Raw genomic sequence first — 14102 nt, forward strand, 5'->3', positions numbered from 1 at the left:
TATTTTTAAAGGGTTTTCCCGGTGTTTTGCGCGGTCGAAAGTGATTGGAAAGACATTCCCGTCCCAATGAAAACGGTATCAATAAAAAGCACTTGCCGCATTTAATTTCGATTGTTAATCTTGCCAAACTTTTTAGAGTTTTCCTTCGGCAGGTCGAATGTCGCAAAGTACGGCTCGATGACAAATACCGCTCAACGGTTCCGTAGGGGATTGAATATGCTAACCGCTACCATTGACGCATTCCAGACATCACCCACCGCGAATTTCAGCGTTGGCGACGTGGTCACATTGAAAGAAGGCGGTCCACGAATGACCGTGACGTACGCAGGCTCGGTGGCCCTTAACCCTGGCAACTGGCTGATCTGCGAATGGTTCGACGAGCACGGCGAACTGCGCCGTGAGATGTTTCCACCGGCCAGCGTGCGGGCCGAGCCACGCTCGATTCCCGCCGGTTCCGTGCTGTGGGGCAAGATCGGCCGGGCGGCCTGAAGAGGCACGCTTATTTCTCCGCGCGGTCCCGCGCCGTCGCACGCTTTTGTACTCGCACCAGAAGGGCTGTTGAAAACGCGCGCATCCGTACGGTTTTCCGCGTTGCTACGACTTCGCCCGCTACGTTCTTCGGCGGGTTCGGTTGCAACGACCAGTAGAGCGCCAGCAGCCAGCCGAAAACGGTCCAGCCGAAGCACGCATTAAAGAGTGCGAGCGTCAGCATGTCGTAACGCTTGCGCCTGTCCGCGAGAATAGCGGGCAAAAAGTACAGCGCCAGCGCTAGCACCGCTGCGATGGCCTGAACGACGACATTGCCACCCATGGTCCGGCTCCCCAACACGCGATATTTACAGCAATTGTCGCGCGATTGTGGATCTGGCGCAGTATCGATGTGTCCCTAAGCGACCGCCATCGCGTGTCTCGACAGGCGCGTTCCACCCTTGCCCCGGTCGTATGATGCGCGGCGAGGGGTTCAGCGCATGCGTCATCAGGACTATCATGAGCGTTTCGACTGAACAGAACGCAACGGACCGCCATCATGATCGACGACACGACCCAGCAGGCTCAGCGCATCAACCATGACACGCTACGCGAGTTCGTAGACCGCAAATGGAACGACGAGATCGTGCCCGCGCTGACCGACTACATCGCGGTGCCGGCCAAGAGCCCGGCGTTTGATCCCGAGTGGGTCAAGCACGGCTATCTCGAGCGCGTGATTACGGACGCGGCGCGGTGGGCCGAGCAGCAGCCGGTGCGCGGTCTCAAACTCGAGGTGATCCGCCTGCCGGGCCGCACGCCGGTGATTTTCTTCGAAACCGCTGCGACGCGTTCCGGCAGCGACGAAACGATCGTGCTGTATGGCCACCTCGACAAGCAGCCTGAGTTCGACGGCTGGCGCAACGACCTGGGTCCATGGACGCCAAAGCTCGAAAACGACAAGCTATACGGCCGCGGCGGCGCCGACGACGGTTACGCGATCTACGCGAGCCTGACGGCGCTCGCCGCGCTGGACGCGCAGGGCGTGGAACGTCCGCGCTGTGTCGGCCTGATTGAAACCTGCGAAGAATCGGGCAGCTACGATCTGCTGCCGTACGTCGACGCATTGCGTGAACGGCTCGGCAAAGTGGGTCTGGTCGTGTGTCTCGATTCGGGCGCCGGCAATTACGATCAACTGTGGCTCACCACCTCGCTGCGTGGACTGGTGGCCGGCGACCTCGAAGTGCAGGTGCTCGACGAGGGCATTCATTCGGGCGGTTACGGCGGCATCGCGCCGTCGAGCTTCCGCATCATGCGGCAATTGTTCGACCGTCTTGAAGACGCCTCGAACGGTAATCTGCTGCCAAAGGGTTTCCATGCTCCGATCCCGGCCGATCGTTTGCGTGAAGCCGAGGCAACCGCCCATATTCTCGGCGACGACGTCTGGAAGAAAATGCCGTGGGCTTGCGGCCAGGACGGCCGTCAGGTGCTGCCCACCACTACCGATCCGAAGGAGGCGTTGCTCAATTCGACGTGGCGCCCGTCGCTGTCGGTGACCGGCGCGGCCGGCCTGCCCGCGCTCGCCGATGCCGGCAACGTGCTGCGTCCGCGCACGGCGTTCAAGCTGTCGTTGCGCCTGCCGCCGATGATCGAAGCCGAAAAGGCCGTTGCCGAACTGAAGGCGCTGCTGGAATTCGATCCGCCGTACAACGCCCGCGTGACCTTCAAGCCGGACGCGGGCGCGGCGAGCGGCTGGAACGCGCCCGACCTCGCGCCGTGGCTCGCCACCGCCCTGAACGACGCATCGCGCGAGCACTATGGCGAGGACGTCGCGTACATGGGGCAGGGCGGCACGATCCCGCTGATGAACGTGTTGAAGGCTGGCTTCCCGCAGTCGCAGTTCATGGTGTGTGGCGTGCTCGGACCGAAATCGAATGCGCACGGACCGAACGAATTCCTGCACGTGCCATACGGCAAGAAGCTGACGGCAGCCGTTGCGGAAGTGATCGCCGCTGCGCCTTGATTCCGCCTCTCACGCCGACACGCTGAATGACCGATAACCAGACTGCCTCCGCTGTCGCTCAACCCGTCGCACGGCGGATTCCTGCCGATCAACTGCACGCCTACGTGCGGGCGATCTGGGAGCAGGCGGGCAGCGCGCCGCGTGAAGCCGAGCTGGTCGCGGATCATCTGGTGGCGGCAAATCTGACCGGCCACGATTCGCATGGCGTGGGGATGATTCCCCGCTATGTCGCGTCGTTGGCCGACGCGCAACTGCGCTTGAACCTGCACGTGCAGGTCGTCAAGGACGCGGGCGCCGTGCTGAGCGTAGAAGGCGGCATGGGCTTCGGCCAGGTGGTCGCATTCGAGGCGATGGAGCAGGGCATCGAACGCGCCAAACGGCTCGGCATCTGCGCGGTCGGCCTGCGCGGCGCGCATCACATCGGCCGCATCGGCCACTGGGCTGAGCAGTGTGCGCGGGCCGGGCTGGTGTCGTTCCATTTCGTCAACGTGGCGGGTGATCCGCTCGTGGCACCGTTCGGCGGCGCCGACCGCCGCATCGGCACCAATCCGTTTTGCGCGGCTTACCCGCGCCCAGGCAAGCCACCGCTGGTGCTCGATTTCGCGACCAGCACGGTGGCGCACGGCAAGACCCGCGTCGCGTATAACCAGGGCAAACAGGTGCCGGCTGGCGCGTTGATCGACCACGCGGGTTTCCCGACCCTCGACCCCAAGGTCATGCACGAAGCGCCGTTCGGTTCGCTGACGCCATTCGGCGGCCACAAGGGTTTCGGGCTCGCGGCGCTGTGCGAGATTTTCGGCGGTGCGCTCTCGGGCGGCTTCACCACCCACGCCGGCACGCTCGGCACGACCAACGCGATCGTCAATTGCATGCTATCGGTGATCATCGATCCCGCCGCGTTCGATGCCCCGAACGCGCAAGCCGAAGCCGATGCGTTCATCGAGTGGGTAAAGGCCTCACCGCTTGCGGCCGGTGCCGATCGGATCTACGAACCTGGTGAGCCCGAACGCGTGACGCGTGCCCAACGCGAGGCCGAGGGCGTGCCCATCGATCCGGCCACGTGGGCTCAGATTCGCGCGGCCGCGCTGGCCGTCGGCATGAGCGAGGCGCAGGCCGGCGAGTGGTTCGCGCGTCTGCGGTAACCTTCTTAAACCCGATCAGGCAAGCGGGCTTCATGCGCCGCCCGCGTTCTGCTCAATGCTAATGGGCTATTCCGTCTGTTAGCCCACAAATAAAAAACAAACATTCGCAAGCTGAATTTTCGATTCCATTGCCTAATCGAAATCATTTCGTCCGCTTGCAATGTAGGCAATAAATTCCGTCCTGGTTCGTTAGTCGGGTTTATTGCGGCTACACAGCGTTTTTCCTGCCATTTTCGCCCATCTTTGGTGCGCAAGCGTTTGCGCGCCGGCGGCACATCCCACCAACCTGTGGTTTACCGCATAGGCCCGTCTGGCGTGGCTTTGCGCGTGCTTTGCATTCATCTGTTGGTTACCCCGCTCCCATCTGAATCCGGTCTGTTTTAGGCTCGCATTGCATTACCAGTGTTTAACTCTAAAGGACCGATCAAAATGAATCTGCATAATCACCACGCCTGCCGCCCGTTCCTCGAAGCCGGCAATCTGTCGCAAGTCTCCGCGTACTACGAAGAAGGCCGCAACGTCATGTGGATGATGTTGCGGGCGCAGCCGCGTCCCTGTTTTAACCTGGAACTGGTGCATGACATTCTGGAACTTGCACAGGCTGCGCGCGAGTCTGGTTTGCCGATCGACTTCTGGGTCACCGGCTCCCTGATTCCGTCCATGTTCAACGTGGGCGGCGACCTCGATTTCTTTGCCGACGCGATCCGCGGTGGCAAGCGGCAGGCGTTGATGGCGTATGCGCGAGCCTGTGTCGATTGCGTTCACGCGGCGGCGCGCGGCTTCGATACGGGGGCGATTTCGATCGCGATGGTGGAGGGCACGGCACTCGGCGGGGGCTTCGAGGCGGCGCTGGCACACCATTTCCTGCTCGCGCAGAACGACGCGCGGATGGGCTTTCCGGAGATCGCGTTCAACCTGTTCCCGGGCATGGGCGGCTATTCGCTGGTCGCGCGCAAGGCGGGGATGCGGCTTGCGGAGGAGCTGATCGGTATGGGCGAATCGCACACGGCGGAATGGCACTTCGGCAAGGGGCTGGTCGACCAGTTGTTCGAGCCGGGCGACGCGTATCTGTCGACACGCACTTTCATCGACACGCTCAAGCCGAAGATGAACGGGATTCGCGCCATGCTACGTGCACGCCAGCGCGTGCTGCAACTCTCGCGCGCCGAACTGATGGAAATTACCGAGGATTGGGTGGACGCCGCCTTCACGATCGAGGAGAAGGATCTCGCCTTCATGGAGCGGCTGGTGATGCTGCAAAACCGCCGTACTTCCAACCTGCGTCAGACGGTCGTCACCTCGGCCAGTTTCGCCTGAACCGACCCGGGTCTCTGTGAGCGAGCCGCAAGGAGCGGTGCTCCAACGGGATTTTCTGCGGGCCGTCCCCCAAGGGGACTTCCTTCGGGGCGCCCCCCCAAGGGGACTTCCTTCGGGGCGTCCCCCAAGGGGACTTCCTTCGGGGCGTGCGAAAGTCAGGCAATCAGTCTGAGCTTCTGCCGATCCTTCAGCCAGCGCTCGAATTCCGCAGCCGGCATGGCCTGACCGTACAGGAAGCCCTGCACGTAATCGACGCCAAGCCCCTTCATGAAGGTCTCTTCCGATTCGGTTTCGATCCCTTCGGCGACCACCTTGAAATTCAGCTCCTGCGCGACCACCACCATTGCGCGCACTAGCGCCTGCGCTTTGGTGTCGGCGTTGATCGAGCGCACGAAGCTGCGGTCGAGCTTGATGACATCGAGCGGAATACGGCCCAATTGCGACAGCGACGAATAGCCTGTGCCGAAGTCGTCCAGATGGACCTGTGCGCCGAGCTGGCGGAACTGCTTGATCAGATCGATCGCGGCCGCTTCGTCCTCGATCAGGCAACTCTCCGTGAGTTCGAGGTCGATCAGGCACGGGTCGAGGTTGGCGCTCTGCAGCGCCTCGCTGAAATGACGGACCACGGCCGTATCCACCAGTTGCCGCGCCGACACGTTGATGGCGATGCGCAGGTTGTAGCCGTCCGCTTTCCACCGGGCTGCCTGCCGGGCAGCGGTTTCCATGACCCAGCGGCCCAGCACGCCGATTAGCCCGGATTCTTCGGCGTAGCGGATGAACTCGGCCGGCATGATCTGCCCGCGCTCCGGCGAATTCCAGCGCACCAGCGCCTCGGCGCCTTGCACCGCGCCGGTGGCGAGCGACAGCTTGGGCTGATAGTGCAGCGTCAGCTGACCCTCTTCGAGGCCGCGCCGCAGGTTGGTGTCGAGCCACATGTACTCGGCGACTTTGCGGTTCATATCCGGCGAGAACACGCGGTAGGTGCGTTTGCCCTCGTCTTTGGCGACGTACATGGCCGTGTCCGCGGAGCGGATGACCGATTCGAGGCTGTCGCCGTGTTCCGGATAGCGCGCGATGCCGATCGAACAACCGGTGTAGACCTCCACCAGCCCGACGCTGAACGGCGTGCGCAGGCGTTCGAGGATGCGCTGCGCGGTGGTTTCGAGGTCGTAGGCGGTACCTTTGGCGGCGAGCACGATGAACTCGTCGCCACCGAGGCGCGCGAGCGCGTCGCCTTCGTTCAGGCAGGTGCTGATGGCCGCCGACACGTCGCGGATCAGCCGGTCGCCGAAAACGTGGCCGTAGTGATCGTTGACCTTCTTGAAGTTGTCGAGATCCAGAAACAGCACACCGACCGCTGCGCCTTCCGCTTCTTCGATGGCAGTGCGGATCTTGTCCTGAATCGCGTTGCGATTGGCGAGGCCGGTGAGCGAATCGGTGTTTGCCAGTTCGGAAAGACGTTCCTGCGCGCGGCGTTCCTCGGTGATGTCGGTGCCTGAGCAGATCAGGAACTGTTCTTCGACGCCGCTGCCGCTCTGGACAAATTTATTGCGAAACAGGAAGAGCCGTTCGCCGTGGATGGTTTTGACGCGCCGCTCGACCTCGTACGCGACACCGCGGTTGAAGAAGCCCGTGATGTTCTGGCTGGAGGCCGCGCCGGATTCGGTGGTCATGAACAACGCCCACACATTGCGGCCAACGATGTCTTCTTCCTTGACGCCGGTGAGTTCCTCGGCGAGACGGTTAAAGCGTTGTATTCGACCGTGCCGGTCGACGATGACCACGACCGAATTGACTTCGGAGACGACCTGTTCGGCGAAGGAGAGGCCGTGGACCAGATCGCGGGCGACGGATTCGGTATCGTCGTAGGCTGAGGCGGTACCGGCCCAGCTATTGCTGGCGAGTTTTTTACCGACGAGATGCAGACGCAGGGGTTCGCCGAAAAGGCGCACGTCGAGCACGAGGTGCGAGGTGATGCCGGTCAGGCAACGGATTTGCGAAGCCTGCTGGGGATTCAGCGGAATGGCGACATTAGCCGGCACGTCACCGGTAACGGGCGTGAGCTCCAATGCGTTGCTGTCGTTCGACAGACGCCAGCATGGGCTGCTTGTGCCGAACTGGGCAAAAAGCACCTGGTCGTGTTGGTCGTCGTTCATGAAATCCCCGGGCGATGTATGCCGGTGAGGGCCGCCGTTCAAGGCGGGCTGGCGGCAAACGATCTTCATCATACTTAAGACTGGCCTCATTGTAGCGAAGCGGCTGAAGTTCGGGCTTATAAACATTTAACGGTTGGTGGGGGGTGTGGCTTTAGGGTTTTGTTGGGTTGGGCTTGCTGGGAAGGGGTTGGGTGGGGTTTTTGCCTTTCAGGCAGGGTGGGGCGGCTTGTGAGTTTCTTGTGGGACCTAACTAATTTTGGTTGTTGTTGTTTGCATACGGTGGTGGGGTTTTGTGCCTGCGGCGGCTTTGTTCTGGTCGTGCCTACGGCGGTTGGTTGTTTCTTTTGCTATCGGTCTATTAGCGTTCCCCCTGTGCGGGGGGGCACCTACTTTTCTTTGCCCACCAAGTGGACTTCCTTCGGGGCGCCGCCGCAAAGAAAAGTAGGCAAAAGAAAGCGGCTCACACCGCTAACTCTTAAGGGGGTCCCCTGGCTTGGAGGGGATCGTGGCTCCGTAGAGATTGGGCCTGCGCACCCTCTGGCCTGTGTGACCAGGCCGTCATTCCTCCGGCGGCGCTGCGCGCGCCGGGGCGGTACTTCATTGGTGCAGCGGCCTTCATATTTATCGCGCGTCTATAGCACGATCGTTCGGTTTGGTTTGATGGATGGAAGCGCTTTTATTCGCCTGGCACTTCCGTCCTCGTCATAGTCAGGTGGCCTGCCTACTTTGCCACGCCAAGCGTGCCGTCCTGGTTGATGTTCTGCGCCCGTACCGTGTAGTCGTCGCTGGTCCACGCAAATGCGCCGTAGCCACTTGCGCCGAGCGCACCGACCGCGTAGCTGGTGGTATTCGTTCCAGACGATTTGATGTCCTCCACTGCGTTCTGCCACACGGGTGTGCCGCTCTCCTCAAGCAAGGAAGCGCGCAGCAGCTGGGGCAGATAGGCCCCCTCGGGCGCGTGCTGTACCCACGCAGCAAGCACGCCGCCCGTCACAGGCAACATGGCCACCGGACTCATCTCGGCAAACGGCTCATAGGGCGCCAGCGCCGCGCCGGCCTCGTCCCACAGCAGCATCCCGGCATTATCGATGCATTGCGCTCGTACCCCCGACATGTCCTCCCCCGTAGCATCGACATAGTTGGCATTCCAGGCGGTATAGAGTCTGCCGCCCGCCGCATCAAATCCGAAGCGCGCCGCCGATGCGTCGATCAGCCCGCCCGATACGCGCAAGCCGTTCGCGGTGTAAACGGGGTGGCCCGTCGAATTCACCCGCTGTACGTAGATGTGCTCGCTTTCGTCGATGAGAGAATAGCCATATACGGCCCCGCCGGCACCGTCCGGCATCAGCGTGGGGACTACGCCCATCGGCAGCGTCACCGCAGTGGCGACGCTGCTGTCGATCACCATGACCGGTGTGTCGCCCCAGAGTTGGGCGCCATCCGCGGCCGCGAGCTTTTGCGTGAACACGCTGTTCCAGGTTCCGCCCGTGCTGCCGATGTACTGAATAAATGCGTAGATTACCGAGCCGTCATCCGACGCGATGATGCCCGCGGGCCAAACCATCGCTTTCGACGTATCAGGTGTGATGCTCGTAGCCCATAGTCGATTGCCCGTGGCATCGAGTTTTGCCATGCGCAGCAGTTCGTCTTTTTCGGTTCCCCATAGAAACACCGCCCCATGATCGTCTGTCGCGCAACACAGTACCGCGGCAACCGACTCCTCCCGCGGCGAGAGCGGAATACCCGCTGAACCCCACAATAATTCGCCCGCGGGCGAAACTTTGAATGCGAGCGCTACACCGCCCGGTTGATGCAGCGCCGGATAGCCCGAGTCGATTCCGAGAATCGCATTGCCGTCAGGATCAACGCTCAACCCGTACTTGATGACGCTTTGGATATCGCGCCGGCAGATCAACTTGCCATTGGACTGCCACATTTCATTGCCTTCTACATCGAGGCGTTGAAGGTATAGCGAGTAGCCGTTGGCGAAATCGAGCCAACTCACATAGAACCCACCGTCGGGCGTTGGACAGATCGAGGTAGAGGCGACACTGCTGCTTGATTGCGACAAGACAAGATTCTGGGCTGCGTCACTGGACCACATAAGCTGCTCCTTCGAAAAAGGTCGGCGCGTCGCTTCCTCGCCGGCCGCGCGCCAGCGATCGAAGACGAGTTATCGGTTTGGCGAACAGTCGATCGATGCGGCAAGCACCGTTTCCGGGGGCCGCACATTGGACTCACTGCTCTTGCACGAGTGTCCCAGAAAGGAAAACGCCCGGCGTTCCTGAATGCCGATTTGCCGCGCGGCCAATCGGCGCGCGGCTTGATGTGCAAGATCGAAACAACGGCGGCGCCTGGGAGGACCAATCGATGGAACGGCTCAGAAGCCGCGAAGCTCGCCCAACTGGAGCAGGTGGATCAATAGCGCCGTGCGAGCAGCAAGCGGGCCTGCGTCTTTGCGGCGGCATCGGCATCCGCGCCGAGCGCCGGCAGAAAATTGAATTCCCCTGCGACGAGCGTGGCGACCACGATGCCGTCGCGAAACAACAGACGGTTGCCTGCCACTGCGGGCACTTTCTCTCCGGTCAGCAAGGTGCCGGCCAGATTGAGCGGATCGGCTCCGGATACGCAGATAAAGGCGCCGCCGGCCGCTTGCCGGCGGACTTCACGCAGTAAAGGAATTGCCTCGGGCAACGCAAACTGCTCGCCCGCCAGGCCGTTGACGAAGCGCCCGCCACGCACCTGGCCGCGCGCCTCGAGTCGCTGGAAGACCCGCAACAGATCGCGCCACGGCGGCAGCCACTCGGCTTCGCGTTCGAGCAAGCGCCAGAACACCACGCCGTAGCGGCGCAGCAGCGTCATCGCGATGTGTTCGAGTATCGCGGGCGCAAGGGGCGTGCGCCGGCCATCAGGCAACAGCGCCGGCTCGTCGCGGCTGCCATGGCTGCTGCCCTGGCTGTCGACGTCCCGAGGCGCCGGTGCTGCGGGTCGTCTCACGAGCGCCCAGCGCCCCGCATCATCCATGCCGCCGATCAGCGCACTCGATCGTGCGCGCCGGCTACTTTGAAACGCGTTGCGTTTCGCCATCGGCTTTAACAGGGCGCGCAAGCCCGCGAAACTGTCTGAGTTCACGAGGCCAGCGGCAACAAGCTCGCCTAACGCATTTTCCAGCTCGATACGCAGCCCGCGCACTTCAGTGAGCAATTCGTCGAAGAACATCGCGCCATGTTGCAATAGCCCGTCATACACGCTCTGCGCCCGCGCCGACAACTCCGGCTTCGTCTGATCGATCAACGCGCTCCACACGCTTACCTGTGCCCGCGGTAGCAGCACAATCGGCGTGCTGCGCACCGGTCCCGCAATGCCACGCGCGCGCTCGGTCAGGCGGGTCCAGACGATTTTGCCGGCGCGGCTTAGTTCGTCAAGCGAAGTATTCGCATACGCTTTCACACGCGCGGGCAGGATGTCCTCTTCCCATGCGCCGGCCGCGGCCTGAAAGCCCTCCATCTGTTCGAGCGCCGCAGCCAGCGCTTCGCGTCCCTCGCTACGCGTGTCCGGTGTCAAATGCTGCCACTCGAACAGAAAGCGCATGAAATCATGACGCTCCACTGGTTCGATTTCGCGTCGCAAGCGTTTCACGGTGTAGCGGTGAATCCGCGCGAGCAAGTGGCGCTCGCACCATTCTTCTTCAGTCACGCCCGGCGTGAAGCGGCCGCGCATGACGTAGCCTTCCGCTTCGAGACGCGTCAGGGTCTGTTCAATCGATACCGGTGGCAGCCCCAGCGCTTGCGCAATCGCGCGCACCGGCAACGGGCCGAAACCCGTCAGCCGCGCGCGCAACACGTCCAGCAGGGCGTCGTTGGCAGTCCAGCTGTCGGTGTAGCCCTTCGGCGCGGTGAGCGGCGGTTCGAAGCGCGCGTCAGGGTAGAGCGCCTGAAAACAGGTCAGGCGCTCGGCAGGAACCCACAGTGTGTTGTCGGCAGCAACCCGCACGCGTGTCGCGCGGCCGGATTGGGCGAGCGCATCCAGCCATGCGGGCCAGCCTTCGTTGTGGCGCGCTTCGGCGTCGCTGACGCAGGCCAGACCCGTCAGCGCTTCGTGCACTTCGTCGGCATGGCGCGCTTGTGGCCACGCCTCGTCGCGCACGCTTGCGATCGCGTCGGCATCGAGCGCGCCGAGGTCGTCGGCGGAAGACGGGTCGGTCCAGCGGCGGTTCAGAACAGCCTGCGTGCGGCGTTCTTCGATTGGCGCGTCGTCCAGATAGGCGTACGGTTTCGCATTGAGGATTTCGGCGGCAAGCGGCGAGGGCGCCGGCAAATCCCGCGCAACCAGTCGCACGTCGCCCCGTTCGATACGACGCAGCAGCACCAGCCAATGCTCGCTATCCATCGCATCATGAAGACAGTCGTCGACGGTTTGGTCCACTAACGGATGGTGCGGCAGCTCGCGTTCGCCGACCACGTTCTCGAGACACGCGGCCTGTTCGGGAAACACGCTCGTCAGCAGATCTTCGCTGCGCATGCGCTGTATTTGCGGCGCGGTTTTACGTCCGCCCGTGTAACGCGGCAGACCAAGCGAGGTGGTCGCGTTCCAGCGCCAGCGCACGCCGAACAACGGCGCGTCGAGCAGCGCCTGGATCAGCAGATGCTCTGCGCTGTTCGAATGCAGATAGCGCCACACGTCGTCGAGAACGAACGAATGGCTGCCGGTCAGCGACAGCACGATCGCGTCTTCGGTGGCGGCGGCCTGCAATTCGAAATTGAAGGTGCGGCAAAACCGTTTGCGCAGTGCGAGGCCCCACGCACGATTCACGCGGCTGCCGAACGGCGAGTGAATCACGAGCTGGGTGCCGCCGGACTCGTCGAAAAAGCGCTCCATGACCAGCGTGTTTTGCGTCGGCAGCACGCTTAGCGCAGCGCGTGCCCGGGCGAGATAGTCGACGATCTGGCGCGCGGCCGCGGCGTCCAGACCGAGCGTGTCGACCAGCCAGTCGATCGCGCGTTCGATTCGTGGGGTCATGGATGCGGCGTCGGGCAGCGGCGCCTCGGCGAGCGCCACAGCGGTCGTCTCCTGCCCGGCGGCCGAATTCGCCGCATTGCGTGACGCGGTGACAGGCGCTGCGCGGCGCCGCGGACGCGGCTCGCTCATCGAAGCCGTCGCTGAACCATCGGCGTCCTTACCGTCGAGCAAATGCCCAATCTGCTCGCGCAAGCGCGCGACGCCGAACGATAGTTCGTCGCTGCGCCCCGGCGCTTCGCCGAGCCAGAATGGAATATTCGGCGGCTGCCCTTGCGCGTCCTCGACCCGCACGCGCCCGGTCTCGATCCGCAGAATCCGATATGACGCGTTGCCTAGCTGAAACACATCGCCGGCCAGGCTTTCGACCGCGAAGTCTTCGTTGACGGTACCGATATTGATCGCCTGCGGCTCGAGTATCACCGCGTAATCGGCGTTCTCGGGAATCGTGCCGCCCGACGTAACGGCAACCAGTTTGCCGCCGCGCCGGCCGCGCAACGTGCCGCTCACCACATCGCGATGGATATAGGCGGCACGCGGACCGTTGCGGCTCGTATAGCCCTCCGCGAGCATGCGCAGCACGGCGTCGTATTGCTCGCGCCCGAGTCCCGCGTAAGGCGCGGCGCGGCGCATCATGTCGAACAGCGCGTCTTCGCTCCATTCGGCATTCGATACTTCGGCGACGATCTGCTGCGCCAGCACGTCGAGCGGCGCGTGCGGAATGCGCAGCGCGTCCAGTTCGCCGCGCCGCACGCAATCGAGCAGCGCGGCGCATTCGATCAGATCGTCGCGCGAAGCCGGAAAGAGCCGCCCCTTCGGCATCCCGCCGACATGGTGGCCGGAGCGGCCGACGCGTTGCAGGAACGGCGCGATCGCGCGCGGCGAGCCCATCTGGCAGACCAGATCGACGTCGCCGATGTCGATACCCAGTTCCAGCGAGGCGGTCGCGATCAGCACGCGCAATTCGCCGCGTTTGAGGCGCTGTTCGGCGTCGAAACGGTGTTCCTTGGCGAGGCTGCCGTGATGCGCGGCGACTGCTTCCTTGCCGAGCCGCTCGGTCAGATGACGCGCGGCGCGCTCGGCCATGCGGCGCGTGTTGACGAAAATCAGCGTGGTGCGGTGCAGGGCGACGAGTTCGGCGAGCCGGTCGTAGACGCGCTCCCACACTTCATTGGGCATCACCGCTTCGAGCGGCACGGGCGGAATCTCCAGCGCGAGATCGCGTGCGCGAATGTGGCCGACGTCGATAATCGCGCAATCCGCGGGAATCTCGCTTTCGATGCTCGCGCCGCCCACCAGAAAGCGCGCGACCGCGCTCACCGGCTTTTGGGTCGCCGACAGGCCGATTCGCGGCAGGCGCCGCTCACATAGCGCGTCGAGCCGCTCGAGCGACAGCGCCAGATGGCTGCCGCGCTTGCTGCCGGCAAGGGCATGAATTTCGTCGACGATCACCGTGCGTACGGTCGATAGCATGCGCCGGCCCGAATCCGAGCCGAGCAGCACGTAGAGCGATTCCGGGGTGGTGACGAGGATATGCGGCGCGCGCTTTTTCAGCGCGTTGCGCTCCTGGGGCGTGGTGTCGCCGGTGCGCACGGCGGTGCGGATATCGAGCGGCGCGAGCCCGCGCGCCGCGAGTTCCTCGCCGATGCCCTGCAAAGGCATTTGCAGATTGAGGCGGATGTCGTTGGAGAGCGCCTTCAGCGGCGAAACGTATACCACCAGCGTTTCGTCCGGCAGCGTGCCGCCGTTGGCAAGGCCGAGCTGGACGAGATCGTCGAGTGCAGAAAGGAACGCGGTGAGCGTCTTGCCCGAACCGGTGGGCGCGGCGACCAGCGTGGAACGGCCACGGCGAATCTGCGGCCAGGCGGCGGCCTGGGCGTCGGTGGGGGCGGGGAAGGTCCTCAGAAACCAGCCGGCGACGGCCGGATGGAAATCATCCAGCGCGCCAGCCGTGCGGGCTTGCAAGGTCGAATCCATTACCGC

The 14102-nt window shown here is 63.3% G+C and carries 8 protein-coding genes; 4 read left to right on the forward strand and 4 right to left on the reverse strand.

Features of this window, described 5'->3' with window-relative positions:
* Positions 1-216 precede the first annotated feature (216 nt).
* A complete protein-coding gene (locus PQR27_RS24365; RefSeq protein WP_408526195.1) occupies positions 217-489 on the forward strand; it encodes a YodC family protein in 273 nt (90 codons plus the stop codon).
* 10 nt (positions 490-499) lie between these two features.
* On the opposite strand, the gene PQR27_RS24370 is transcribed toward PQR27_RS24365, so the two are convergent.
* The gene (locus PQR27_RS24370) at positions 500-811 is read right to left on the reverse strand and encodes a superinfection immunity protein (protein ID WP_408526196.1); all 312 of its coding nucleotides are present in this window, start codon (positions 809-811) and stop codon (positions 500-502) included.
* 213 nt (positions 812-1024) lie between these two features.
* Here PQR27_RS24370 and PQR27_RS24375 point away from each other — a divergent pair, with 213 nt between their 5' ends.
* The 3 genes from PQR27_RS24375 to PQR27_RS24385 all read left to right on the forward strand — a co-directional run bounded on the left by PQR27_RS24375 (position 1025) and on the right by PQR27_RS24385 (position 4947).
* Positions 1025-2488, forward strand: a complete 1464-nt coding sequence (locus tag PQR27_RS24375; protein WP_408528286.1) for a M20 family metallopeptidase — start codon at positions 1025-1027, stop codon at positions 2486-2488.
* A gap of 26 nt (positions 2489-2514) precedes the next feature.
* A complete protein-coding gene (locus PQR27_RS24380) occupies positions 2515-3630 on the forward strand; it encodes a malate/lactate/ureidoglycolate dehydrogenase (RefSeq protein WP_408526197.1) in 1116 nt (371 codons plus the stop codon).
* Positions 3631-4059: 429 nt separating this feature from the next.
* A complete protein-coding gene (locus PQR27_RS24385; protein ID WP_408526198.1) occupies positions 4060-4947 on the forward strand; it encodes a crotonase/enoyl-CoA hydratase family protein in 888 nt (295 codons plus the stop codon).
* 155 nt (positions 4948-5102) lie between these two features.
* Here the strand turns inward: PQR27_RS24385 and pdeR are convergent, their stop codons facing one another.
* The 3 genes from pdeR to PQR27_RS24400 form a co-directional block, all read right to left on the reverse strand.
* Entirely contained in the window at positions 5103-7103 is a 2001-nt protein-coding gene (gene pdeR, locus PQR27_RS24390) for a cyclic di-GMP phosphodiesterase (RefSeq protein ID WP_408526199.1), read from the reverse strand.
* 721 nt (positions 7104-7824) lie between these two features.
* Positions 7825-9207 carry a hypothetical protein gene (locus PQR27_RS24395; RefSeq protein WP_408526200.1) on the reverse strand — a complete coding sequence of 461 codons (1383 nt, stop codon included), beginning with the start codon at positions 9205-9207 and terminating at the stop codon, positions 7825-7827.
* 314 nt (positions 9208-9521) lie between these two features.
* On the reverse strand, positions 9522-14096 hold the full coding sequence (locus PQR27_RS24400) for a DEAD/DEAH box helicase (RefSeq protein ID WP_408526201.1): 4575 nt from the start codon (positions 14094-14096) through the stop codon (positions 9522-9524).
* Positions 14097-14102: the final 6 nt, after the last annotated feature.

The organism is Paraburkholderia fungorum (assembly GCF_046027215.1).
GTDB lineage: Bacteria > Pseudomonadota > Gammaproteobacteria > Burkholderiales > Burkholderiaceae > Paraburkholderia > Paraburkholderia fungorum_D.

Excerpts from the sequence above, each read along its gene's own strand:
- PQR27_RS24365 (WP_408526195.1), top strand. The coding sequence starts at position 217 with ATGCTAACCGCTACCATTGACGCATTCCAGACATCACCCACCGCGAAT.
- PQR27_RS24370 (WP_408526196.1), bottom strand. The coding sequence starts at position 811 with ATGGGTGGCAATGTCGTCGTTCAGGCCATCGCAGCGGTGCTAGCGCTG.
- PQR27_RS24380 (WP_408526197.1), top strand. The coding sequence starts at position 2,515 with ATGACCGATAACCAGACTGCCTCCGCTGTCGCTCAACCCGTCGCACGG.
- PQR27_RS24385 (WP_408526198.1), top strand. The coding sequence starts at position 4,060 with ATGAATCTGCATAATCACCACGCCTGCCGCCCGTTCCTCGAAGCCGGC.
- pdeR (WP_408526199.1), bottom strand. The coding sequence starts at position 7,103 with ATGAACGACGACCAACACGACCAGGTGCTTTTTGCCCAGTTCGGCACA.
- PQR27_RS24395 (WP_408526200.1), bottom strand. The coding sequence starts at position 9,207 with ATGTGGTCCAGTGACGCAGCCCAGAATCTTGTCTTGTCGCAATCAAGC.
- PQR27_RS24400 (WP_408526201.1), bottom strand. The coding sequence starts at position 14,096 with ATGGATTCGACCTTGCAAGCCCGCACGGCTGGCGCGCTGGATGATTTC.